Here is a 23,681-nt window from a genome sequence, read left to right on the forward strand (position 1 = left end):
ACCGATATCCCACAACTTTAGGCTGTGACGGGCGCATTGGTTACCCGGAAATTACGGTATCCCGCTCTTCCCTCGCTCTCCCCGCTCCCACCCCGCTCCTTCCCCGGCAACCGCCGTAGAACATTTGGTTACATCGTTATGCGCAGACAGTCTGTATAAGTCCGCGGAGAACCGGATACGGCGTCGCTTTATGCTAAGATTGCCGCCTTTTTCGATCCCCGGTTTAAGGAAATGACCATGTCGGACGCCCGGTCTCAGCAGTCCCGTGACCAACGTATCAAGCAGCTTCACAACGCCCTCGCGGAGCGCATCCTGATCCTGGATGGCGCCATGGGCACCATGATCCAGCGCGAGAAGCTTGAGGAAGCGGACTACCGCGGTGAACGCTTTGCCGACTACCCGTCCGATATCAAGGGCAACAACGACCTGCTGGTCCTGACCCAGCCGGATCTGATCGAGCGTATCCACCGGGACTATCTCGAGGCCGGTGCCGATATCATCGAGACCAACACCTTCAACGCCACCCGCCTGTCTCAGTCCGATTACGACATGGAAGACCTGGTGCCGGAGTTGAACCGTGTGGCTGCCGAAGTGGCCCGCCGCGCTGCGGATGCCCTTTCCACCCCGGACAAGCCGCGCTTTGTTGCCGGAGTACTGGGCCCGACCTCCCGCACCGCCAGTATCTCGCCCGATGTGAACGACCCGGGTGCGCGCAACGTCACCTTTGACGCCCTGGTGGAAAACTATATCGAGTCCACCAATGCGCTGATCGACGGCGGCTCGGACATCATCCTGATCGAAACCATCTTCGATACCCTAAATGCCAAGGCGGCCATTTACGCACTCAAAGAAGTGTTTGATCAGCGCGGTTTTGAGCTGCCAATCATGATTTCCGGCACCATTACCGATGCCTCCGGCCGCACCCTGTCCGGCCAGACTACCGAAGCCTTTTACTATTCCGTGGGTCACGCCAAGCCGCTGTCCGTGGGCCTGAACTGCGCCCTCGGCGCCACCGAGTTGCGCCCTTATGTTGAAGCCCTATCTGGCGTCTGCGCCGAGCACGTCTCTGCCCACCCCAACGCCGGCCTGCCCAACGAATTCGGCGAGTACGACGAAACGCCGGAAGAGACTGCAGCCATCGTCGCCGAGTTTGCCCGCAGTGGCTTTATCAACATTCTCGGTGGCTGCTGCGGTACTACCCCGGAACACATCCGCGCGATTGCCGATGCGGTCGCGGATGTAGCCCCGCGCAAACTGCCCAAGCTGAAACCCGCCCTGCGCCTGTCCGGCCTCGAGCCCTACGTGGTGGATGAAAATGCGCTGTTCGTAAACGTCGGCGAGCGCTGTAACGTTACCGGCTCTGCGCGCTTCAAGCGCCTGATCATGGAAGAGGATTACGACACCGCGCTACAGGTCGCCGCCGCCCAGGTGGAAGACGGTGCCCAGGTAATCGACTTCAACATGGACGAGGCGATGCTGGATTCCGTTGCCGCCATGCGCCGCTTCCTGAATCTGTGCGCTACCGAACCGGACATTTCCAAAGTGCCGTTTATGGTGGATTCCTCCAAGTGGGAGGTGATCGAAGCGGGCCTGCAGTGCATCCAGGGCAAACCCATCGTCAACTCCATCAGCCTGAAAGAAGGTGAAGAAGACTTTATCGCCAAGGCCAAATCCTGCCTGCGCTACGGCGCCGCGGTGGTGGTGATGGCATTCGATGAAGACGGCCAGGCCGACACCTTCGAGCGCAAGATCGAAATCTGTAAACGCAGTTACGATGTGCTGGTGGACAAAGTCGGCTTCAATCCCTGCGATATCATTTTCGACCCGAACATCTTCGCGGTCGCTACCGGTATTGAAGAGCACAATAACTACGCGGTGGACTTTATCCAGGCCACCCAGTGGATCCGCGAAAACCTGCCGGGCGCCAGCGTGTCCGGTGGTGTATCCAATGTGTCCTTCTCCTTCCGCGGCAACAACCCGGTGCGCGAGGCCATTCACTCCGTATTCCTGTACTACGCCATCAAGGCGGGCCTGAACATGGGCATCGTCAACGCCGGCCAACTGGCGGTGTACGACGACCTGCCGGATGAACTGCGGGAAAAAGTGGAAGATGTCATCCTCAACCGCAACGACGACGCCACCGAGGCACTGCTGGATATTGCGGAAAAATACCGTGGTGATGGCGCCGCCACCGAGCGCAAGGAAGACCTCGCCTGGCGCCAACTGCCAATCAACGAGCGCCTGGCGCACTCGCTGGTAAAAGGGGTCAACAACTTTATTGAGGAAGATACCGAGCTCGCCCGCCAGGCTGCTGCGCGCCCACTGGACGTGATCGAAGGCCCACTGATGGACGGCATGAATATCGTCGGCGATCTGTTCGGCGAGGGCAAAATGTTCCTGCCCCAGGTGGTGAAATCCGCGCGCGTAATGAAACAGGCGGTGGCCTACCTGCAGCCTTATATCGAGGCAGAGAAGACCGAAGAGAGCAAGCCCAACGGCCGTATCCTGATGGCGACCGTAAAAGGTGATGTACACGATATCGGTAAAAACATCGTGGGCGTGGTGCTGGCCTGTAACAACTTTGAGGTAATCGATCTCGGCGTGATGGTGCCCGCGGAAACCATCCTGCAAACCGCAAAAGACGAGAAGTGCGACATCATCGGCCTTTCCGGCCTGATTACCCCATCCCTGGATGAAATGGTCCATGTGGCTGCGGAAATGGAACGCCAGGGCTTTGATATCCCCCTGCTGATTGGCGGCGCTACCACCTCCAAGGCGCATACTGCGGTGAAAATCGATCCGCAATTCAATCGCAACCAGACGGTGTATGTCGCAGATGCCTCCCGAGCGGTCGGTGTCGCCAGTAAATTGCTGTCTGACGAGCTGCGCCCGGAATTTGTCCAGAGCATCCAGGACGAATACGAAAAAGTGCGCGAGCGCACCAAGAACCGCAAGCGCAACGACCCGCGCCTGACCTATGAAGAAGCACTGAAGGCCGGCCCGCAATTCGATTGGGCCAACTTCACGCCAAAGGTGCCGAACAACCCAGGCCTCACCGTGCTGGACGATTTCCCGCTGGAGAAACTGGTCGACACCATCGACTGGACACCCTTCTTCATCTCCTGGGACCTGGCGGGCAAATATCCAGCCATTCTCAACGACGAAGTCGTGGGTGAAGCGGCTACCGACCTGTTCAAAAATGCCCAGACCATGCTGGCGGACCTGATCGACAACAAGCGCCTCAAGGCCCGCGCCGTGTTCGGCCTGTGGCCGGCCAACTCGGACGGTGACGACATCATCGTTTACAGCGACGAAAGCCGCAGCGAGGAAGTCGCCCGCCTGCACCAGATGCGCCAGCAAATTCAGAAGCGCGGTGGCGACGGCTACTGCCGCTCCCTTGCGGACTTTGTAGCTCCGGTCGGATCCGGTGTAGCGGACTATGTGGGCGGCTTTGCCGTAACCACGGGCATCGGTGCCGACGAACTGGCCGCAGAGTATGAAGCCAAGCACGATGACTACAGTGCAATCATGGTGAAGGCCCTCGCCGACCGACTGGCGGAATCCTTTGCGGAATACCTGCACCGGGAAGTGCGCAGGCAGTACTGGGGCTACCAGGCCGACGAAACCCTCAGCAACGAAGACCTGATCAAGGAAGCCTACTCTGGCATCCGCCCGGCCCCCGGCTACCCCGCCTGCCCGGATCATACGGAGAAGGCCACCCTGTTCAAGCTGCTGAATGCGGAACAAAATGCGGGTATGGAGCTGACCTCCAGCTTTGCGATGATGCCAGCGGCCGCCGTTAGCGGCTGGTACTTTGCCCACCCGGAATCCAAGTATTTCAATGTGGGCAAGATCGGGCGTGACCAGCTGGCAAGCCTGGCCGAACGCAAAGGCATGACCGAACAGCAACTGGAGCGCTGGTTGCGACCGAACCTCGAAGACTGACCGCTGTGCCCTAAAGCCGCGCCAGCGGCGAGCTAAAGGTAAAACCGCAGGAAGATGGTATGAGTGAAGACAACAAGGATCAGAAACCCTCTTTCGGCCAGGTAGTGCTCAGCACCCTGGCCGCCGCGATCGGCGTTCAGACCAACAAAAATCGGGAAAGGGATTTCAAGGGCGGGAGCATCAAGACCTATATCGCCGCCGGGCTTATCTTCACCGCACTCTTTGTGATCACGCTGGTGCTGGTCGTGAAGACGGTACTCGGCAACATGGGGCAATAATCGAGCAATAGTGGCCCAATAATGGAACACTAAAAGTCCCAGGGAATGGCAAAGGCAAAAACCGCCCGGAACCACAAGGTTCCGGGATAGCGACCTATCTCAAGCGACGGGCTAGCTGTCAGCGGGCCCGCAATCGAGGCCTCAGCCTTGTGAAGCGACCCAGAATATACAGGTAGCGACGAAAATGGCCACCAGTGCCACTGCCGCAAGGGCATCTACCAGGTTATCGCTATCGTCGGATACAACTACTACTTCTCTTACTGCTTCATCACTCATCGGAATACTCCGTCAGTTAAGAACTCATTATTGTTTTTAAAGGTAGCAGTGCCGCAACAATGCGACTTTCCAAGTAGATCAAATCCCCGTCGGGCCTGCAATAGCGCGGTTTTTGATCCGCGCAGGGTATTACCCAAGGCTTATAACCGAAGGTTACTAAGTTAGCGAAAAATATTGTTATTTTTCGTATAAGGCGACTGGTATGTTATGCGCCATCTCACGGTGGCTGATAGCCTCAAGAGCGCCTGTCGGGCGCCGGTTGTGCCCTGAGAGTCGGCGTAAAAAAGCAATGGAATCAAGCTCTTATGTATCAATACGATGAACAGGACCACAAGCTGATCCGGGAACGGGTGGCCCAGTTTCGCGGACAGACCGAACGCTATCTCGCCGGTGAGCTGAGCGAAGAAGAATTTCTGCCCCTGCGCCTGCAAAACGGCCTTTATGTTCAGCGTCTTGCTCCCATGCTGCGAATTGCCGTGCCCTACGGCCTGCTGAACAGCACTCAGGTGCGCCGTCTTGCCCATATCACCCGCAAATACGACAAGGGTTACGCCCACTTCACTACCCGCCAGAACGTACAGCTGAACTGGCCAAACCTGGAAGATGTGCCGGATATCCTCGCCGAGCTGGCCGAAGTGGAAATGCACGCGGTACAGACCAGCGGTAACTGCATCCGCAATACCACCACCGACCAGTTTGCCGGCGTTGCCCGGGACGAGCTGGTGGACCCGCGCCCCTACTGCGAACTGATTCGCCAGTGGTCCACCTTCCACCCCGAATTCGCCTTCCTGCCGCGCAAATTCAAAATCGCCGTCTGCGGCACTGAACAGGACCGCGCAGCCATCCGCGCGCACGATATCGGCGTGCAGATCGTCAAGAACGATCAGGGCGAAACCGGATTCCAGATCTTTGTGGGCGGCGGCCTGGGCCGCACCCCGATCATCGGCGTCGCCATCCGCGATTTCCTGCCGGAAGTGCACCTGCTCTCCTACCTGGAAGCCATTGTGCGTGTTTACAACCAGTTGGGCCGCCGCGACAACAAGTTCAAAGCGCGCATCAAAATCCTGGTGAAGGCACTGGGCCCGGAAGAGTTTGCCCGCCGCGTGGAAGCGGAGTGGGAACAGATCAAAGACGGGGCTGACCAGCTGACCCCGGAAGCCATCCAGTGGTCCAAGCGGTTCTTCCCGGAGCACGCGTACAAAACCGTTAACGGTGGTCACGCGGAAGCGGTGCTGCGCGATCAGGCGGGCCAGGAAAAGGCCTTTGCCCGCTGGCTGGAACGCAACACTTTCCCGCACCGGGTTCCCGGTTATCAGGCCGTGACCTTGAGCACCAAGCCCACCGGCATTCCACCCGGTGACGTAACCGACCGCCAGCTGGAAGCCATTGCCGACCTGGCCGATGAATTCAGTTTCGGCGAAGTGCGGGTAACCCACGAACAGAACGTGGTGCTGGCCGACGTCGAGCAGGAACGACTGTTCGAGCTGTGGCAGGCAGCGCGCAAAAACGGCTTTGCGACACCGAATATCGGCACCCTCACCGACATGATCTGCTGTCCGGGTGGCGACTATTGCTCTCTGGCAAATGCCAAGTCCATTCCGGTGGCAGAAGCGATCCAGCGCAAGTTTGACGACCTGGATTACCTTTACGATCTGGGCGATCTGGATCTGAACATTTCCGGATGCATGAACGCCTGTGGCCACCACCATATCGGCCACATCGGTATTCTTGGCGTCGACAAGAAAGGCGAAGAATTTTACCAGGTACAGCTGGGCGGTAGCGCAAGTGAGAAAGCGAGCCTCGGCAAGGTACTGGGCCCGAGCTTCTCCCGCGAGGAAATGCCGGAAACCATTGGCAAACTGCTCGATGTATTCGTAGAAAACCGCCAGCCGGAAGAATTGTTTATCGACACCTACAACCGTATCGGGCTGCAGCCATTCAAGGAGCGTGTATATGCCAAAGCCAGCTAATCCCTCCGTGAAAAAGCCCGTAGGTGCGCTGCCGGAGAATCCCGAGCGCCTGATTATTGATGGCGAAGTTGTGGCCAATGGGTGGAACCTGTTGCCACTGGACGGTGACACCGAAATTACCGCAGAGAACCTGGCCCCCGGCAAAGTGATTCTGCCGCTGAGCGTTTGGCTGGAGTTGCGCGAACATTTGACCGAGCGCAAAAATGAAATTGGCGTTTGGCTGGACAGCGATGAAACGGCGGAGCTGATCGGCGACCAGGCTTCCGAGCTGCCACTGATCGCGGCGCACTTCCCCGCCTTTACCGATGGTCGCGCTTTTACCGCCGGCCGTCTGCTGCGCCAGCGCTATGGATTTGAAGGTGAATTGCGTGCGGTGGGTAATTTTATCCGCGACCAGCTGACCTACCTCAAGCGCTGTGGCTTTAACGCCTTTGCTTACCAGGGCGACCAACCGCTGGAAGGACTGCTGGACTCTATGCAGGACTTTACCGATAGCTACCAGGCAGCGGTAGACCAGACACAGCCAATCTTCCGCCGTCGTGCACTGGGCTGATTTACGCTGAATTAGCAGAGCTAATCGATCAATACCAATTACTGCCCGCCAGCGATGCTGTCGGGCAGTTTTTGTTTAGCGCCTTGGTCACTGGATAGTTTTTGCTGGCCCAGTTGCCCCAATAGATCATCCGCAAAACGCGACAACCCTTCCCTCCCCTTCAGGGGCGCGCCCGTCATTGACAGCTGCCAGCGTGGCAAGTTACCCAGATCCTTTTCGACTCGGTCCAGTACAGCCTGCTGCTGTTCAAACATACTTTGCAGGAACTCCACCTGCTCGGCCGCAGCCGGCAGCAGCCGGTTCAAAATCAAGCCGGCCACCGGAATACGCTCTGCCTGCAAAGTCGCGACCGCCCGCCGGGTCTCCTGCAGAGGTAAGATTTCCGGGGTCATTACAAACAGAAAACCGGTTGTGCGGGCGTCCCTAAGTGCCTCGCCGGCCTCGCGAAAGCGATTTTTTCGCTCCTGCAGCGGCGCTAACACCTCAGGGAGCGCCTCAGAGAACGCCTCGGGTAACGCCTTTTGTCCACGGCTTTCCGCAAAGGGATTATTGATATCTTCACCGGATTGGAGATGACTGAGGAGATCTTTGAAACGCCCGCTGCGCTTTTTCTGAGCCAGCAGGCCGGCCGTCCAGGCCGCCATCAGTCGAGGCAAAGCGAGCAGGCGCAAGGTGTGCCCAGTGGGCGCCGTATCGAAAATAATCAGATCGTACTGCTCCCGCTGCTGAATCAGCCGGGTCATTTCATCGAGCAGTGCGGCTTCTTCGGCCCCGGGAGAGTGACGGGTAAGATGCAGTTGCCGCTCCAGTTGCGGGCGCTGGCTCAGGGCCACATGGGGCAGCATTTGTTTGCGAATGGATTCGAGATAAGACGCGACGGCCACTTCCGGGTTCAACTCTAGGGCGCGCAGCGGTAGCCCTTCACCAGAGATATCCGCTATCCCCGCACGAAAATGACATTCGAACAGATCGCCAAGGTTGTGCGCAGGGTCGGTGGAAACCAGCAAAGTGTTTAGCCCGCGGCGGGCGGCAAGCAAGGCCAGGGTTGCAGCCAGGGTCGTTTTGCCGACGCCACCTTTGCCACCCACCAATATCAGGCGGCGCTGCAACAACTGGCTTAGATTGAGGTTAGCGGCCATGGAATCACTCCTAACAGCAGCGCAGCTCATCCAGCGGTGAGCGCTCCATGCCCATACGCTGATGCCACTGGTGAAAACGCTCCAGCATCAAAGGCTGCAGCTCCAGGGTGTAAAAGCTGACCGGATTGGGAATACCCAGAGACTCGCAGTACACCAGCAGCATGAACAGGTCCTCTTCATCCCGTTCGGCGCGAGCGATGGCGCCGCGGTACGGCGCCTTGTAATACGCTTCCAGCTGCTCGCCGATGCGGCGGAACACCAGTTTGAGATTTCGGGGTAATCCGGGCTTTTCCGATGTATCCATCATCCGCCTCCTGCATTCCCTGCGTGCGCTTGTGTTTTAGTTACCCATCTTCTCTTACCGTTTGCGTCGCCGGCCTTCGAAACGCCGACGCACATTCCAGTGCCACCAGCATGGCGGCCACCAGAACCACCAGATCAAGACTCAACAAAAACCAGTCGCTCTTCTGGTAAAACTCGTTCAGCTGAATCAGCAACGCTGCCAGGGTCATCAGCAACAGAAAAACCAGCGGGATAAGGGTGACCCAGTAAGGGCGCTTCAGACGCACCAGCATCAGTGTGATTACCAGCAGGGTGAGACCAGCCAGCAGTTGGTTAGTAGTGCCAAATAACGGCCAGATCAACAACCCGCCAGATCCATCCGCACCACCGGCCCCAAACGCCAATAACAGGCAGGAGCTTACCGCCATCAGCGTGGCCGGCAGCGGTTTGCCCAGCCAGCGCAGATTGTAGATCTCACCAAATTCCTGAAAGATGTAGCGCTGCAGGCGCAGGCCAGTATCCATGGTGGTACCGGCAAACAAAGCGGCCATCACCGTGAGCATGGTGCCCGAAATTGCAGTGTCTATTCCCACACCCGCATTCAGAATCGCCGCACCACCATCCACAAACGCCTGCACACCGCCTTGGCCAAACCCGGAATACACCGCCTGCCAATCCCCCAGTGACGCGAAGCCCGCGGTGGCCGCAATGATCGCCGCCAGTGCCAGCGCGCCCTCCCCTACGGCACCGAAATACCCCACAAAGCGGGCGTCAGGTTCCCGGTTCAATTGTTTCGACGTGGTGCCAGAAGCGACAAGACCATGGAATCCAGAAATAGCCCCACAGGCAATGGTGACAAATAACAGCGGTAACAGCGGCGGCGCCCCTTCGGGCACCTGGTGATTGATCATGGGCGCAACCACTTCCGGGCTGGCGATCAGCACCGCGGAATACAGCAGCATCAACCCCACAAACAGTTGCAGGCCGTTGATGTAGTCCCTCGGTTGCAGTAATACCCATACCGGCAGCAGTGAGGCCACGGCAGCGTAGGCAAACAGGATCAGTATCCAGGTGGCACTGGCAGAGATGCCTGCGACCGTTTCCGGCAAGGTCACCGGCACCGACGGCCCGACATAGATCAGCGCGTAGAGCGCGATCACCCCGAACAGGGAGACCAGCCCCAGATTGAACTTAAAGCGGTAAATCAGTTGCCCGATTACCAATGCCACGGCAATGGCACCCCAGATTGGCACGACGGAGCCGGGATTTTTGATCAGCAGGCCCGCAATCACCACACCGAAGACGGCATTCACCATCAACAGCACCAGAAAGATGACGATCATGAAAATACTGCGAGCGCGCTTGCCCACCACGTGACCGGTAAGGGATCCCACCGAGAGCGCGCGATTGCGTACACTGGCCCATACGGCGCCGCTGTCGTGCACCCCGGCAAAGAAAACGGTTCCGGATACGACCCAGAGAAATGCGGGCAGCCAGCCCCAGATAACCGCGATCGCCGGCCCCACAATGGGAGCAGCGCCGGCTACGGATGTGAAATGATGCCCCCAGAGCACAAATTTGTTGGTGGGGACATAATCCACCCCATCTTCAAATTCGTGTGCCGGAGTGACGAAGTCGGGATCAAAACGGTAGATACGGTCGGCGATATAACGAGAGTAAAAATAGTAGCCGGCAGCCATGCCGCCGAGGCCCAGCAGCATCAGTAATATCGCGCTCATGCAAAGCATCCCTGTTATGCATTATTCGTTGCAGGCTGTTCACCGGGTTCGCTTTGCGGACTATCTAAGCGAACCAGCCGGGCCCGTCCATCAACGAATACTGCACTACAGGAAACGCGCCCAGCCCCAGAGATACTAGCCCAGTCGCGTGAAACATCACCGAAAACTGCGCCTGAATCATTGTTTTGGCGCGAAAATCAAATTAGCTGCGCACCTTGCAGTGCATTTCCGTAGTGCCATAGCCCCACACCACCTTGGCCTCACCCTGGTGCTCCCAGATACTCATACCGGGGCCGACATATTTGCTGCCGCTGGCGGTGCGGGAAATGGTAAGGATCGATTCCTGATCTTTATACCGGGCCAGGGCAGCGGGCGGGTCAGTATCAAAGTAAGCGACGGTCACCTCTGCCCCATCGCACAGATAGGTTGCTTCCACTGTTACTGATGCCAGGCCGTAGTGCATCTGCAATTCCAACATGCGTCTCTGGTAGCTTTCGGCAACACACAGCGGCTTGTCCTGCTCTTTCCAGCACTCATTGCGGCCTTTGATCCAGCCCCGCTGCCGCGCTTTGAAGTACTTGTCTTGTGCGGCCTTTTCCGTCTGGCTTGCCGCCTTAAATACCTCCGCCATTTTCTGATCCAGCGCGGCCAGCGCACTATCTTTGCAGATCAGCTCTTCAATGGAGCTATTGAGTTTTACACTGCAGTCATAGGTGGGTTTGACCTTCTCCGGCTCTGCAGAAGCAAGCTCGCCATTGCCGCAAGCCGAAATCGCCGCGCAGAGCGTCATGAATAGAGCCAGAAATTTTCCCTTGCGCGCCCAATACATATTGCACTCCTATTACTTACCTCGGCCATTGATTAAATCACGCCCTGTTCGTTTAGCGCTTTTACCTCGTCTTCACTCAACCTCAGGGTCGAGCGCAGTACTTCACCGGTGTGTTCGCCCAATATAGGCGGTGGCTGGTCGTAAGCCAGCGGCGAAGCAGAAAACTCCAGGGGATTACGCACCGTCTTTACCCTGCCCGCCGTTGGGTGCTGCTGTTCAACCACCATGCCCCGCGCCTGCACCTGCGGATCGGCAAACACCTGCTCCAGATCGTTGATGGGCCCGCAGGGCACGTGGACAGCGCTTAGCTGCTCCAACCACCAGGCCGCCGGCTTTTTGCGGGTGGCCGCTTCAATAACAGGCACCAGTTTTTGCCGGGCCATTACCCGGGCGTTGTTGCTGGCATAAGCCGGATCCGCCGCCACCGTATCCAGTCCGGCGACGGCGCAGAACTTCTGGAATTGCGCATCGTTGCCAACTGCCAGCATAAAATAGCCGTCACTCGCCGGCACGGCCTGATAAGGGACAATATTCGGATGTGCCGTTCCCTGCCGTTGGGGGCTTACCCCCGACGTCAGGTAGTTCTGCGCCTGATTGGCAAGCCAGGCCACCTGGGTATCCAGCAGCGCGAGATCCAGTTGCTGCCCTTCGCCGGTTCGGTCGCGATGAATAACCGCGGCCAAAATGCCAGAAACCGCGTACATGCCTGTCATCAAGTCGGCAACGGCCACACCCACTTTTTGCGGTCCGGCTCCGGGTTCGCCCTCGGGCACCCCAGTCAGGCTCATCAGACCTCCCATGCCCTGGATCATGGCATCGTAGCCAGCGCGATTCGCATAGGGACCCGTCTGGCCAAAGCCGGTGATGGAGCAATAGATGATTCCCGGGTTTACCGCCTTGACCGAGGCATAATCAAGCCCGTACTTCTTGAGCCCGCCCACCTTGTAGTTCTCCAGCACCACATCACAGTGTTTTGCCAGCTCCAGAATCAGCTGTTGCCCCTCAGGCCGAGTGATATCCACGGTGATGGACTTCTTGCCACGGTTGGCACTCAGGTAATAAGCCGCCTCCGCGGTGTCCTGCCCAGACAAGTCCTTGAGGTAGGGAGGCCCCCAGTGGCGGGTATCATCCCCCGTTCCGGGCCGCTCAACTTTAATCACCTCCGCCCCGAAATCCGCCAGTACCTGCCCTGCCCAGGGGCCTGCCAGAATCCGGCTGAGATCGAGAACTTTGAGATGGGCTAATGGACCGGCCATATTTCCGCCTTTACTTTACGACTGGAGAGGGTTTTTGGGGTACTTTTGACGCACGATATTGTGATCACAAAATGCGTCGGGCGAACAATAACAGATTGCGAACTGATTGGTCTAAACCACTGACCGACGTACACTTTGGAGAGCTCGAAAATAATCCATAACACCAGATAACAGGATAGCGAGATGACGGACAGCGCAATGACCGAACCTGAAGCCCCAAAAGACGCGCCGCGGTTTGACTCTTTCAAGGCGTTTTATCCCTACTACCTGCAGGAACACAGCAACCTGACCTGTCGACGCCTGCACTTTGTGGGCACCGGACTGGTGATTGGCCTGCTCATCACCGCGGTCATTACGCAACAATGGCTATTGCTCGCCGTATTGCCTGTTGCCGGCTACGGTTTTGCCTGGGTGGGGCATTTCTTTTTCGAACACAATCGCCCGGCCACCTTCAAAAATCCCTTCTACTCCCTGTGGGGTGACTTTGTGATGTTCAAGGACATACTGCTGGGCAATATCAAGCGTTAGGTCCCGAAAATACGCCTAACTAACCAGCATTCTTTAACCGATCCAGCCTAGCCCAGTCCGTATTTACGCAGCTTATTGGCAACGGCAGTGTGGGAAATGCCCAGCTGCCGGGCCAGCGTTCTTGTCGAGTGCTGGCCTGCGGGCAGCGCCTGTAGCATTTCTTCCAGAATGGCCCGCTCGACCTTGTCCATCCGCTGGCGCAGGGTCAGCCCGCGCCCCCAGTCCTGCCAAGGCAACTGCTCGGCCATGGCCTCCGCGGGCAAGTCCACCAAGCTGATGACGTTTCGCCGGGCACTCTGATTTGCGCCGCCTTCTGCATGCGCCAAAGCGCCCTGCAAATGGGCGCTTAGCCCGCGTAAGTTGGTCGGCCAGTCCAGCGACATCAAAACCTGACGGACCGCATCATCCAGCTCAACTGCAGCGCCGGCGGTCTCTGCCAGTATCAACTGTGCAAAGCCGGCAATAGCCGGGCGCATACTGCGTAGCGGCGGCAAAGCGATCTGGTTGAGCAGTAATTGGCGCAAGGCCGGGATCAGGGAAGTGGAGGAAGCGGCAGAAACCATCAACCGGGGCGGCATGGCGCCGCACAGCAGTTGCTCAGCCAACAAGCGCTGTAATTCTTCTGGCGCCTGCTCCAGATCATCGATCAGCACCACCGCATCGCCGCCCAGCGCCGCCATATCACGCAACGCCTTTTGATCCAGCTGGCGACCAGACAAGTACCGGATCTGGCCAGTTTCCGCCAGCGGACACAGGTAATAGGCCGCCTGCAGAAAGGTGGTTTTGCCACTGCCGGCCTCACCGCTAATCAGCAACGGCTCTTCGAGTGGCGCCAGTTGCTGCAACTTCAGACAGGCCTCACGCCGCTTGTCGAGATCCCACAGCACCCGGGGCTCGGGACGCTCTTGCGGTTCGCCCTCTTCCGCCGACAGTCGCTGCAAGGTAATCACAGCCCCCGCCAGCGAGGCCACAGCGCCGGGGTCATCGGCCAGCGCGATGGGGGACCAGTCGAGGGTATAGGCCCGGCCTCGCACGGAAACCGGCAAGCCATAGCGCGGCACCGTAAAACCCCGCAGCAGCTCTTTCAGCTGCAAGCGGGGCAGGAAACGTTGCAACTGCATACCCGGTGCCTGACCGAGACTGACCCCCAGCGCCCGCGCAGCCGCCAGATTGGCCGCGATGATGCGCCCATCCCGATCCACCGACAGCACCGGTTCCGCCACGTGCCGCAGCAGTGTATCCAGTTCGAAATGACGCCGCTCCGACGGGATCAGGGCAATACGGCGCACCGAACGCACCCCCGGCACCCGCTGCAGGGACTTTTCGATGGCCTGAAATTGGGTGACCAGAAGGCCAGGGGCGGACAGGTAGACCTTGTCACCACTGTCACCGCCCAGCTCACCCGACGCAACATTCACCCGATATTCGGAAAAAATCCCCATGATTTCCTGCAGGATACCTACACGATTACTGCAGGTTATTTCGATACGCATGGCTCGCCTGTAAATATTTCTTTACAGAAAGTCTAGCGCTTCGCCTGCCGCAACCACAAGATCTGCCACTGCGGACCTGCCATTGTCATCGCCGGGTGTCTAAGAATAGAAAAGAGATATCTGCACTAATAAAAACAACAGACACAGCATTGCGGCGACGCTGAAGACCAGACTCGCCGGTGCTGAACGATGGAGGTAGCCATGAACAATTCCGGCACTAAAAAGCCCAGCAAATATGTGGCCCGCGAGCCCGAGGCCAACGGCTTTATCGAATACTCCGAACTGGAGCACCAGACCTGGCAACAACTGATTGAGCGCCAGCTGGAAATCGTGCCGGGCCGGGCCTGTGACGAATACCTGCACGGCCTGGAATTGCTCGACCTGCCCCGCGACCGCATTCCCCAGCTCGACGAAATCAGCAGCGTACTGCGCCGGGAAACCGGCTGGGAAGTGGCCCGGGTGCCGGCACTGATCGGGTTTGAAACCTTTTTCCGCCTGCTTTCCGAGCGCAAATTCCCGGTGGCAACGTTTATCCGCACCCCGGAAGAATTCGACTATCTGCAGGAACCGGATATTTTCCACGAGATATTTGGCCACTGCGCCATGCTCACCAACCCGGCCTTCGCCAACTTCACCCAGAAATACGGCGAGTTGGGCCTCAAGGCTTCCCCCAAAGAGCGCGCCTACCTCGCACGCCTTTACTGGTTCACCGTGGAATTCGGCCTGCTGAAAACCGATAACGGCCTGCGCATCTATGGCGGCGGCATTCTGTCTTCGCCCAAGGAAACCCTCTACGCTCTGAGTGATGCACCCACTCGCGCGCCCTTCGAGGTGATCGACACCCTGCGTACGCCTTACCGGATCGATATCGTCCAGCCCATCTACTACGTACTGAACGACCTGGAAGACCTGCAACAGCTCACCGAGATCGACCTGATGGCTCGGGTACGCGAAGCCATGGCCGCCGCTCTCTTCGAGCCGCTGTTCCCCCCCAAAGAAGCGGCCTGACCGCCTCAGGACATTTTTCCAACAATCCCCTGTTGCTTGGCCGGGCATTGCCCGGCTTTTTTGATGTCGAAAAGCGCGAGAGAAAATTCCACTACTGACACCCCATTACTGAGATTATCGTTACAGGCATCACAAGGGGTGCAGCCAAAGGGTTCTTCGGAACTGATCCCACGTCGGATCTGGCTGCATCGCTCAAAATCACTGGGGTATTTTGTTGCAACGGATAGCGAACCAAGCGTTAGTTATGGAACCGATCCCTGCGTTTTCGGGAGATATGTAGCACTATGTCCTCACTCGACGCGATTGATCGACAACTTCTTGCCATCCTTCAATCTGATGTTAGTCTCTCCATCGAAGAGCTGGCCGAGCGCGTGGGCCTTACCAAGACCCCCTGCTGGCGCCGGATACAGAAATTGGAGAAAAGCGGCATCATCCGCCGCAAAGTCGCTCTGCTGGATGCGGAGGTACTCGGTCTGCCGGTCTCGGTTTTTGCCCAGGTAAAAACCAACCAGCACAGCGCGGAATGGGCGGAATCCTTCTCCCACGCCATGGCCGACTTGCCCGAAGTTGTAGACTGCTACCGCATGGCAGGCGACTACGACTACATACTGCGAGTCGTGGTCAGTGATGTGGCAGCCTATGACCGCTTCTATAAAAGACTGATTGCCCACTCGGGAATCTCCGACGTGGCCTCCTATTTCGCCATGGAGCAGATCAAGAGCACCACGCAGCTGCCCATACCAACCGGTGAATGACACCAGCTCAATTACTGTTTTACGCAACGCCCGTGGGTGATCCCTGCGGGCGCAGTCAATTGAGGTTGTCATGTCCGCTAATAATTCCATTAAAACCGCAGCCATCACCGCCGATTCGGAAACCGAGCAGCTACTCGCACGTATCCGCGACAGCGTGATCGGTGAACGCATGCCCATGCAAACGCCCTTCGGCCAGCGCCCCCTGATTTACGCGGACTACACCGCATCCGGACGCGCCCTCACCTTTATCGAAGACAGCATTCGCAACCGGGTTCTGCCCTGGTACGCCAACACCCACACGGAAACGTCAGCCACCGGCCGCCAGACCACCGCCTTTCGCGAGCAGGCCCGCGCTGCCGTGCGCAAATCCGTCAATGCGGGTGAGGAGCACGCGATTATTTTCTGCGGCGCCGGCGCTACCGCCGCCGTCAATCGTTTAGTTGATTCTCTTGGCCTGCGCACCGATTGCTACGAGCGCTTCGGCGGCCGCAACGGCGAAATCCCGGCGGCAAAACGCCCTGTGGTGTTTATCGGCCCTTACGAACACCACTCCAATGACCTGCCGTGGCGGGAATCCATCGCTGAAGTGATCACCATCCCCCAGGATGCCAAAGGCGGTGTCGATCTCGACGCACTGCAGCAGGCGCTGGATAAATTCGCCGATCGCCCACTGAAAATCGGCAGCTTTTCCGCCGCCTCCAATGTCACCGGTATCCGCACCGACGTCGATGCCGTCACTCGCCTGCTGCACAAAAACAACGCCCTTTCCTTCTGGGACTACGCCGCCGCCGCGCCCTACGTGGGTATCGACGTTCAGGGCGAAGATGCACTGGCCAGCAAAGACGCCCTGTTTATCTCCCCGCACAAATTTGTCGGTGGCCCCGGCACCCCGGGCATCCTGATCGTGCGCCGCTCACTGCTGCCACAAAACCAACCAGCCGTCACCGGCGGCGGCACCGTCTCCTGGGTCAGCCCCGGCCGACACACCTACCTGCCCGCCGGCGAACGCCGCGAAGAAGCCGGCACCCCCGCCATCGTCGAATCCGTACGCGCGGGCATGGCATTTGCGCTGAAAGACCAGGTCAGCGCCGCGGTCATCGAAGAGCGCGAAGCCACCTGGATCCAGCGCGCCTTCAGCCGCTGGGGCAACAATGAAAACATCCAGATACTCGGTGGCACCGAAGCCGAACGCGTCAGCATCGTTTCCCTGCACATACTGCACGAAGGCAAACCCCTGCATCACGGCTTCGTCGTAGCTCTGCTCAACGACCTCTTCGGTATCCAGGTACGCGGCGGCTGCTCCTGCGCCGGCCCCTACGGCCACCACCTGCTGCACCTAACCGATGAACAGAGCACTGCCATTGAAAAGCTGGTGAGTGAAGGCGAAAGCATCCTGAAGCCCGGCTGGGTTCGATTGAACTTCAACTACTTCCTCGATGAAGAGACCGTGGACTACTTGATTGACGCCATCGAACTGATCGCGAAATTCGGCGATCGCATCCTGCCTTACTACCAGTACGACACCCGCCATGGCGTCTGGCGTTATCAGGGCGAAGTGGCGGATGAGCCATTGAGTTTGAGTTTTGATGCCGATGAACAGCCACCGGCAAAAGTTGAGACTCCGCTGCAGGAGTTCATACAACAGGCACGGCCTTTGCTTGAAAACCCTGTGGGTACAAAATGCGGACAGCCGATGCTCTCAAGTGAAGGCGAAAACCTGCGCTGGTTTAAGTTATAACGTATAGAACGTTGAAAATAACCGGTGTCCGCGCCGATAATGCAGACACCGGTTACGATTTTTTTTCAAGTCTGCTACAAGGATGCGCAGTGCCTGAGACCTCCCTGTTCCAGTCGTTCTTCCTGATCTTCAGTGGCGCCGCCATTGTCGCATCGCTCGCCCTGTGGGGCCGCCAACCGCTCCTGGTTGCCTACATCGCCCTCGGCGTACTTCTCGGCCCCTCCGGCTTCGCCATCATCGACAACGTCAACCTGATGGCCGAAATGTCCAACATCGGCATCATCTTCCTGTTATTCCTGCTCGGGCTCGACATGCAGCCCAAAGCACTCATCTCGGTGCTGCGCAAAGCCACCTTCGTCGGCCTTATCAGCTGCGCCCTATTTCTCGGGCTTGGCTATGCCATCGGCAGAGTCTTCGGCTTCACCGACACCGAATCCTGGGTCATCGGCATGGCGATGATGTTCTCCAGCACCATCATCGGCATCAAACTCCTCCCCACCACCGTACTGCACCACAAACACCTGGGGGAAATGATGGTTGGCCTGCTCCTGTTCCAGGACTTCGTCGCCATCACCTGCCTGATGATCCTGCTGAGTGGCAGCACCGGCTCCGTCGACTTCACCCGCCTGGGTATCTCATTTGCCGCACTGCCGCTGCTGATCGCCTTCGCCTGGGGCGCCGTGCGCTACATACTCCAGCCGCTACTGGCCAGGTTCGACCGCTTCCACGAATACGTGTTTCTGTTGGCACTGGGCTGGTGCATGGGGTTGGCGGAACTGGCGGAAGTCATGGGCCTGTCGCGGGAAATCGGCGCCTTCATCGCCGGCATCACCCTTGCCACCAGCCCCATCTCCCAGTACATCGCCATCAGCCTGAAACCCCTGAGGGATTTCTTCCTGATCCTGTTCTTCTTCAGTCTGGGCGCCCAATTCCACCTGGATATGGTGCCGGAAATCGCCTTCCCCGCGGTGGTCGCTGCGGTTGCAGTACTTGCGATCAAACCGGTGGTGTTCCGCTACCTGCTGGGGCAACAGAGCGAACGGACGATTCTGGCGTGGGATATTGGATTCCGGCTGGGGCAGATCAGCGAGTTTTCACTGTTGATCGCGTATCTGGCGATGAGTCAGCAGCTGATTGGCAGTGCCGCTTCCCACCTGATTCAGGCGACGGCGATTCTTACCTTCCTGGTATCGTCTTACATCGTGGTGCTGAACTTCCCCAACCCCATTGCCATCAAGGATCACCTGCGGCGGGATTGAGTTGGCTGAATGGTTTTCAAGCCGGCACAGTGGCGGCCAAGCACCGGGGATGGGTTTTCAAAACCGCTGTAAATACATCCCTGTACGCTGCGTCGGCGACATCCCTGTCGCCGACGCTTTTGAAAACCCATCCCCGGCACTTCGCCTTCGCATCGAAGCAGTGCACTTCGCTATCGGCACAAATATATAGACCCTTACGGTGTTACAGTGCTTTTGCGAGTCTTGGAAAGCAAAAAACCAAAGGCAGCTGGAATATCCTTGGAGAACATCAAGTACAGGCAAGGCACCAGCAACAATGAAATCGTAGTGGCCGCAAGAATCCCGTAGCCCAGCGAAATCGCCATCGGGATCATGAATTTCGCCTGTACCGATGTTTCAAAAATCATCGGCATCAAACCACAAAAGGTGGTTACCGTCGTGAGAATGATCGGCCGGAAACGGCGGGCGGCGGCGGCCTTGATGGCGTCGGTAATTGGCGTCCCCTGCTCCCGCAAGCGGTTGCCGTATTCAATCATCACCAGGGTGTCGTTGATCACCACTCCCGCGAGCGCCACCATCCCCAGCAGGCTCACCATGCTCAGGCCATAGCCCATCACCAGGTGCCCGAGTAGCGCACCGATTACTCCGAATGGAATCGCCACCATCACCGTCAGCGGCTGAATATAACTTTTCAGTGGAATCGCCAGCAGAAAATAAAGTACCGCCAGGGTCAGGGTAAAGGTCAGCCCGAGCGAGGATAGCCCCTCGCGCTCATCGGCCTGACGCCCCTCGTAGGAAATCGAAAGCCCCGGATACTGCCCGCGCAGCTGCGGCATTACCGTCTGGTCCAGTTCGTTGATCACCAGGGCTGCCTGGTCCGCCGGCTCCACGTTGGCCGTCACCGTCATTACCCGGCGGCCCTCGCGGCGATTGATGGTCGCGTAAGCGCGCCCCTGATCGATTTCCACCAGATCGGGCAACGGTAGCCAAAGGCCGTTGCCAGCGCGGATCATGATGCTGTGTACATCATCCAGTGTTACCCGCTCTTCTTCCGGCAGGCGCACCATCACCTTGACCTGATCGCGCCCCCGCTGCTGGCGCATGGCCTCGGCGCCGTATAGCGACGCGCGCAATTGCCGGCCAATATCCTCGGCGGTCAGGCCAAGGCTTTTGGCGGTGTCGGTCAGCGTCAGATCCAGCTGGCGCTTGCCCTGGGAAACACCGGCATCGATATCGCCCACCGCGGGGAAACCTTTCAGTGCCTCCGCCAACTGCATCGCCGCTTGTTCCAGAAGATCGGTATCGGTATGGCGCAGCTCCACGGTCAGTGCGGGGCCTGCGCCGGGGCCGCCGCGATCACTGGCAAACGTCGAGCTGAGCGCACCGGGAACCGGACCCACCGCCTGGCGCCAGCGACGTACAAACTCGCCGGTGCCCACGGTGCGCTGGTCACCGGGTGTCAGGTAAACATCCACCTGCACCTGGTCATCGCGTATCAGGCCGCGCATGCCAATAAAAAAGCCTTCACGGCCGGTCTCTTCCAGTATCCGGTCGGCGGCGCCCATAATCTGCTTGCGCGCACGATCCAGTTGCGCCTCGGCGGTGCCGGGGGGAAAGGTGACCTGAACCCGGCCAGAATCCCGTTCCACTTTCGGCATCAGGGTAAAGCCCATGCGCCCGCTGCCCGCATAGCCAATCATGACAATCAGGATGGCCACGGAAATGGCAATGGTGATGTAACGGTGGCAAACGCAGAGATTCAGAAAGGGCTTGAACCGCTTCTCTACAAAGCGATCGAGGCTGCGCGCGATCATTTTCTGCCGCGCGGCAAAGCGGCGCGCCGCCCGGCTTTTATGCCCACGTTTGGAATACGCCAGGTGAGCGGGCAGGATAAATAACGCTTCCACCCAGGAAATCGCAAACACCGTACCCACCACAAAGGGAATGACACCGAAGATTTTGCCCATAAAGCCGGGCAATTCGGTGAGCGGGATAAACGCCACAATGTTGGTGAGAATGGCAAACGTCAGCGGCACCGCAACCTGGCGAGCCCCTGCCACCGCGGCTTCAAAATTGCTGTAACCCTGTTGCCGCCATTCGTGAATGTTTTCACCGGCAATGATCGCATCGTCCACCACTATCCCGAGGGCGATAATAAACGCGAACATACTCACCATATTGATGGAGATATCCATCGCCGGCAGGAACAGCAAGGCGCCCAGGAAGCTGATGGGAATGCCGAGGGTTACCCAGAAGGCCAGGCGCAATTCCAGAAAGGCCCCCAATACCACAAACACCAGCAGCAGGCCGATAAAACCATTTTTAAGCAGTAGCGACAGACGCTCCTTGAAGATTTCAGAGTCGTCGTCGCGCACACTGACATGGATTCCCGGCGGCAGTGTCTCACGGATTTCCGCCAGCACTTCGTGGGTGGCATCACTGACGCTCATCGGTGTCTGGTCGCCGATCCGGAAAACATCGATACCCGCGGCGGGTTCGCCGTTAAACACCATATTGCGCGGTTCATCCACTAGCGCATCACGAATGCGGGCAATATCCCGAAGGCGTACGGTACCGCCGCCTTCGCTCTGGGCAATGGCAATATCCCCGAACTGTCGCGCCCAATCCCGGCGCTCGGTCACCCGCACCAGTATCTCTCCGGCCTGGGACTTGACCCCACCGGCGGGCACATCCACCGCGGCGTTGCGCACCAGCTGCGCGATATCCGGCAGCGACAGGTTATAGCGACGCAGGTCATCCCGATCCACCTCGATCGCCACTTCGTAATCGCGGACACCGTAGGCTTCCAGCTGGGTGATATCCGGGTGGGCTTCCAGCTTGTCGTACACCTGCATCACAAATTCCCGCAGGGTGCGGTCATCCACATTGCCGTGTATTACCAGATCCAGCACATCGCGCTTGCGCTCGGCGAGGCTGACCTGGGGCCGTTCGATATCGGACGGGAAAGTACTGACCCGATCAATGGCGGCCTGTACATCCTGGAATACTTTATTGGCATTGGCGTCTTCATCTAGTTCCAGTGTCAGGTTGGCACTACCCTCGCCCGCACTGCCGCGCAGCTCCTTGATACCTTCAAGGCCCGTCACCGCCTGCTCCGCAGGCACCAACACGCCGCGCTCCACTTCCTCCGGACTGGCCCCGGGGTAAGAAATGTTTACCGAGACCATGTCCAGGCTGAACTCGGGAAACACTTCTTTCTTGATGGAAAATGAAAAGATCAGGCCGCCGATCAAGAACACCAGCATCAGCAAGTTGGCGGTAACGTGGTTGTGGGTCATCCAGGCGATGGCGCCGTGACTGGTATCGATCCGCGCCCGTTTGCCGCGCCCCGGAAGGTTGCTATTGCTCTCGCTAGTACTCATCCGCGTTCACCATCGGTACCGGCCTTGCGGGGTGGATCGGGCAATTCTGGCGGCTCGGACTTTTCCTGGCCTGCTGCCGGGCTGCGCTGCGGGCGTCCGGATTTGGCACCCGGAACTTGCCCTGCCGCACGTACCGGCATGTTTTCGGTCACGCTGGTGAGGCGGGTGGTTACCAGGGTTTCACCACCGCGTAAGCCGCCTGTTTCCCCCCGCTCCAGCACCGCAAACTCCTCGTTAAAGTGCGCGACTTTGACCGGCTGGATATGAATTTTTCCGTCGACCACCACCCACACCATATCCCCGTCCTGCAACGCCGTCAGGGGAATGCGCACCTGCTGGCCATCCGCGCGGCCGGTAATCTCCACGCGCGCCAGATCATTCAGCAGCAGTTGCGGGCGTGCAGGATCGGCAATACCCAGGGGATCATCCAGTTCCACCAGTACACGGGCGAGCCTGCCCTGCTCTTCCAGTACCGGGATCACACGCACAAAACGACCCTGGCGATAAACCCCTTGCGGCCATTGGCTGCCGCGGATACGCACTTCCGCACTGGCGGTATTCAACTGTGGCAGCTGGCGCGCTGGTACTTCCACTTCGATTTGGAATTTGTCGGCACCCGCCAAACTGTAAAGGATTGTGCCCGGGGCAACCCGGTCGCCCACATCTACGCTGCGGGATACCAGCAAGGCGTTAAATGGTGAAGCAATGCGGGTCAGGCGCAGATCCCGCTGCGCCAGTTTTACCTGCGCCTCTGCCGCATCCACCCGCGCGCGGGCCGCCGCGAGCTGCGGCTCGCGCAATACCAGGGACTGATCGGCACCCGGCAGCGATGTACCGAGCAATTCAAATTCTTCCTGGGCAACCTGGCGCTGGCCCTGCTCCTGCTGCAATTCCGCACGCCGCTCTGCCAGGGTGCTGCGTACCGATTGCAGCGCAAGTTCGTAGGGCTCGCGCTCAATGCGGACCAGCGGCTGGCCCTCGCCCAGGGTCGACCCCGGTCCCAGGTCGTAGTCCAGCCACTCTACCCGGCCATCCACCTGTGGCTGCAGGTCCACCAGCTCCCGCGCGCTCACTTTACCAAGTGCTTTTACTACCAGGGGAAACTGGCCGTATTCCGCTCGCGCGACTTCTACGGTAAGCGGCGGCGCTTTGCGCTCAGCTCGCTGCATGGTTGGCTTTTCCCGCAACAGCCAACTGGACAAAAGCGAAGCCAGCACGATCAGCGCGATCGGAATGGCGATGCTCCAGTTGATTTTATTCAGCATTTGAAT

Annotated in this window: 18 protein-coding genes; 9 read left to right on the forward strand and 9 right to left on the reverse strand. The window is 58.6% G+C overall.

The genetic code is table 11. The features are described from left to right. The first annotated feature begins 237 nt into the window (after positions 1–237). Both metH and M0G74_RS06725 read left to right on the forward strand, forming a co-directional pair. Entirely contained in the window at positions 238–3,945 is a 3,708-nt protein-coding gene (metH, locus tag M0G74_RS06720) for a methionine synthase (RefSeq protein WP_248215745.1), read from the forward strand. Positions 3,946–4,004: 59 nt separating this feature from the next. Continuing rightward, positions 4,005–4,223 (forward strand): DUF2970 domain-containing protein, encoded by a 219-nt coding sequence (locus tag M0G74_RS06725; protein WP_160153543.1) that lies wholly within the window; start codon positions 4,005–4,007, stop codon positions 4,221–4,223. 141 nt (positions 4,224–4,364) lie between these two features. On the opposite strand, the gene M0G74_RS18235 is transcribed toward M0G74_RS06725, so the two are convergent. After that, positions 4,365–4,499, reverse strand: a complete 135-nt coding sequence (locus M0G74_RS18235; RefSeq protein ID WP_255461803.1) for a hypothetical protein — start codon at positions 4,497–4,499, stop codon at positions 4,365–4,367. A gap of 305 nt (positions 4,500–4,804) precedes the next feature. On the opposite strand from M0G74_RS18235, the gene M0G74_RS06730 reads away from it, so the two are divergent. Together M0G74_RS06730 and M0G74_RS06735 are read left to right on the forward strand one after the other, a co-directional pair. Beyond that, entirely contained in the window at positions 4,805–6,469 is a 1,665-nt protein-coding gene (locus M0G74_RS06730) for a nitrite/sulfite reductase (RefSeq protein ID WP_160153542.1), read from the forward strand. Then, complete coding sequence (locus tag M0G74_RS06735; protein ID WP_248215746.1) at positions 6,453–7,022, forward strand: DUF934 domain-containing protein; 570 nt, start codon at positions 6,453–6,455, stop codon at positions 7,020–7,022. The genes M0G74_RS06730 and M0G74_RS06735 overlap by 17 nt, the downstream gene beginning before the upstream one ends. Before the next feature lie 38 nt (positions 7,023–7,060). Here the strand turns inward: M0G74_RS06735 and M0G74_RS06740 are convergent, their stop codons facing one another. The 5 genes from M0G74_RS06740 to M0G74_RS06760 all read right to left on the reverse strand — a co-directional run bounded on the left by M0G74_RS06740 (position 7,061) and on the right by M0G74_RS06760 (position 12,267). Next, positions 7,061–8,161 (reverse strand): ArsA family ATPase, encoded by a 1,101-nt coding sequence (locus tag M0G74_RS06740; RefSeq protein ID WP_248215747.1) that lies wholly within the window; start codon positions 8,159–8,161, stop codon positions 7,061–7,063. 10 nt (positions 8,162–8,171) lie between these two features. Next, the gene (locus tag M0G74_RS06745; RefSeq protein ID WP_236250342.1) at positions 8,172–8,468 is read right to left on the reverse strand and encodes a cory-CC-star protein; all 297 of its coding nucleotides are present in this window, start codon (positions 8,466–8,468) and stop codon (positions 8,172–8,174) included. A 37-nt stretch (positions 8,469–8,505) separates the two neighbouring features. Next, positions 8,506–10,182: a carbon starvation protein A gene (locus M0G74_RS06750; RefSeq protein ID WP_248215748.1), complete on the reverse strand. Its 1,677-nt coding sequence runs from the start codon at positions 10,180–10,182 to the stop codon at positions 8,506–8,508. Between the two features lie 202 nt (positions 10,183–10,384). Further along, positions 10,385–11,011, reverse strand: coding sequence for an MliC family protein (locus M0G74_RS06755; RefSeq protein WP_248215749.1), 627 nt, complete (start codon positions 11,009–11,011; stop codon positions 10,385–10,387). 32 nt (positions 11,012–11,043) lie between these two features. After that, positions 11,044–12,267, reverse strand: coding sequence for a CaiB/BaiF CoA-transferase family protein (locus tag M0G74_RS06760; protein WP_248215750.1), 1,224 nt, complete (start codon positions 12,265–12,267; stop codon positions 11,044–11,046). 183 nt (positions 12,268–12,450) lie between these two features. Between M0G74_RS06760 and M0G74_RS06765 the strand changes: the two genes are divergently transcribed. After that, positions 12,451–12,795 (forward strand): DUF962 domain-containing protein, encoded by a 345-nt coding sequence (locus M0G74_RS06765; RefSeq protein WP_248215751.1) that lies wholly within the window; start codon positions 12,451–12,453, stop codon positions 12,793–12,795. Between the two features lie 47 nt (positions 12,796–12,842). On the opposite strand, the gene M0G74_RS06770 is transcribed toward M0G74_RS06765, so the two are convergent. Further along, a complete protein-coding gene (locus M0G74_RS06770; protein WP_248215752.1) occupies positions 12,843–14,288 on the reverse strand; it encodes a TyrR/PhhR family helix-turn-helix DNA-binding protein in 1,446 nt (481 codons plus the stop codon). A gap of 201 nt (positions 14,289–14,489) precedes the next feature. Here M0G74_RS06770 and phhA point away from each other — a divergent pair, with 201 nt between their 5' ends. From phhA to M0G74_RS06790, 4 genes are all read left to right on the forward strand, one after another. Further along, positions 14,490–15,296, forward strand: a complete 807-nt coding sequence (phhA, locus tag M0G74_RS06775; protein ID WP_248215753.1) for a phenylalanine 4-monooxygenase — start codon at positions 14,490–14,492, stop codon at positions 15,294–15,296. A 284-nt stretch (positions 15,297–15,580) separates the two neighbouring features. Then, complete coding sequence (locus M0G74_RS06780) at positions 15,581–16,051, forward strand: Lrp/AsnC family transcriptional regulator (RefSeq protein WP_160153533.1); 471 nt, start codon at positions 15,581–15,583, stop codon at positions 16,049–16,051. Positions 16,052–16,121: 70 nt separating this feature from the next. Further along, on the forward strand, positions 16,122–17,789 hold the full coding sequence (locus M0G74_RS06785; RefSeq protein ID WP_248215754.1) for an aminotransferase class V-fold PLP-dependent enzyme: 1,668 nt from the start codon (positions 16,122–16,124) through the stop codon (positions 17,787–17,789). A gap of 89 nt (positions 17,790–17,878) precedes the next feature. Continuing rightward, the gene (locus M0G74_RS06790) at positions 17,879–19,048 is read left to right on the forward strand and encodes a cation:proton antiporter (RefSeq protein WP_160153531.1); all 1,170 of its coding nucleotides are present in this window, start codon (positions 17,879–17,881) and stop codon (positions 19,046–19,048) included. Between the two features lie 194 nt (positions 19,049–19,242). Here the strand turns inward: M0G74_RS06790 and M0G74_RS06795 are convergent, their stop codons facing one another. Both M0G74_RS06795 and M0G74_RS06800 read right to left on the reverse strand, forming a co-directional pair. Further along, positions 19,243–22,410 (reverse strand): efflux RND transporter permease subunit, encoded by a 3,168-nt coding sequence (locus M0G74_RS06795; protein WP_248215755.1) that lies wholly within the window; start codon positions 22,408–22,410, stop codon positions 19,243–19,245. Beyond that, on the reverse strand, positions 22,407–23,675 hold the full coding sequence (locus tag M0G74_RS06800) for an efflux RND transporter periplasmic adaptor subunit (RefSeq protein ID WP_248215756.1): 1,269 nt from the start codon (positions 23,673–23,675) through the stop codon (positions 22,407–22,409). The genes M0G74_RS06795 and M0G74_RS06800 overlap by 4 nt, the downstream gene beginning before the upstream one ends. Between the last annotated feature and the right edge of the window lie 6 nt (positions 23,676–23,681).

The organism is Microbulbifer sp. CAU 1566 (assembly GCF_023156515.1).
GTDB lineage: Bacteria > Pseudomonadota > Gammaproteobacteria > Pseudomonadales > Cellvibrionaceae > Microbulbifer.

What these genes read in the sequence shown, in the direction of transcription:
- metH (WP_248215745.1), top strand. Translation starts at nt 238, where the DNA reads ATGTCGGACGCCCGGTCTCAGCAGTCCCGTGACCAACGTATCAAGCAG.
- M0G74_RS06740 (WP_248215747.1), bottom strand. Translation starts at nt 8,161, where the DNA reads ATGGCCGCTAACCTCAATCTAAGCCAGTTGTTGCAGCGCCGCCTGATA.
- M0G74_RS18235 (WP_255461803.1), bottom strand. Translation starts at nt 4,499, where the DNA reads ATGAGTGATGAAGCAGTAAGAGAAGTAGTAGTTGTATCCGACGATAGC.
- M0G74_RS06795 (WP_248215755.1), bottom strand. Translation starts at nt 22,410, where the DNA reads ATGAGTACTAGCGAGAGCAATAGCAACCTTCCGGGGCGCGGCAAACGG.
- M0G74_RS06745 (WP_236250342.1), bottom strand. Translation starts at nt 8,468, where the DNA reads ATGATGGATACATCGGAAAAGCCCGGATTACCCCGAAATCTCAAACTG.
- M0G74_RS06785 (WP_248215754.1), top strand. Translation starts at nt 16,122, where the DNA reads ATGTCCGCTAATAATTCCATTAAAACCGCAGCCATCACCGCCGATTCG.
- M0G74_RS06770 (WP_248215752.1), bottom strand. Translation starts at nt 14,288, where the DNA reads ATGCGTATCGAAATAACCTGCAGTAATCGTGTAGGTATCCTGCAGGAA.
- M0G74_RS06730 (WP_160153542.1), top strand. Translation starts at nt 4,805, where the DNA reads ATGTATCAATACGATGAACAGGACCACAAGCTGATCCGGGAACGGGTG.
- M0G74_RS06760 (WP_248215750.1), bottom strand. Translation starts at nt 12,267, where the DNA reads ATGGCCGGTCCATTAGCCCATCTCAAAGTTCTCGATCTCAGCCGGATT.
- M0G74_RS06735 (WP_248215746.1), top strand. Translation starts at nt 6,453, where the DNA reads ATGCCAAAGCCAGCTAATCCCTCCGTGAAAAAGCCCGTAGGTGCGCTG.
- M0G74_RS06755 (WP_248215749.1), bottom strand. Translation starts at nt 11,011, where the DNA reads ATGTATTGGGCGCGCAAGGGAAAATTTCTGGCTCTATTCATGACGCTC.
- phhA (WP_248215753.1), top strand. Translation starts at nt 14,490, where the DNA reads ATGAACAATTCCGGCACTAAAAAGCCCAGCAAATATGTGGCCCGCGAG.
- M0G74_RS06780 (WP_160153533.1), top strand. Translation starts at nt 15,581, where the DNA reads ATGTCCTCACTCGACGCGATTGATCGACAACTTCTTGCCATCCTTCAA.
- M0G74_RS06725 (WP_160153543.1), top strand. Translation starts at nt 4,005, where the DNA reads ATGAGTGAAGACAACAAGGATCAGAAACCCTCTTTCGGCCAGGTAGTG.
- M0G74_RS06750 (WP_248215748.1), bottom strand. Translation starts at nt 10,182, where the DNA reads ATGAGCGCGATATTACTGATGCTGCTGGGCCTCGGCGGCATGGCTGCC.
- M0G74_RS06765 (WP_248215751.1), top strand. Translation starts at nt 12,451, where the DNA reads ATGACGGACAGCGCAATGACCGAACCTGAAGCCCCAAAAGACGCGCCG.
- M0G74_RS06800 (WP_248215756.1), bottom strand. Translation starts at nt 23,675, where the DNA reads ATGCTGAATAAAATCAACTGGAGCATCGCCATTCCGATCGCGCTGATC.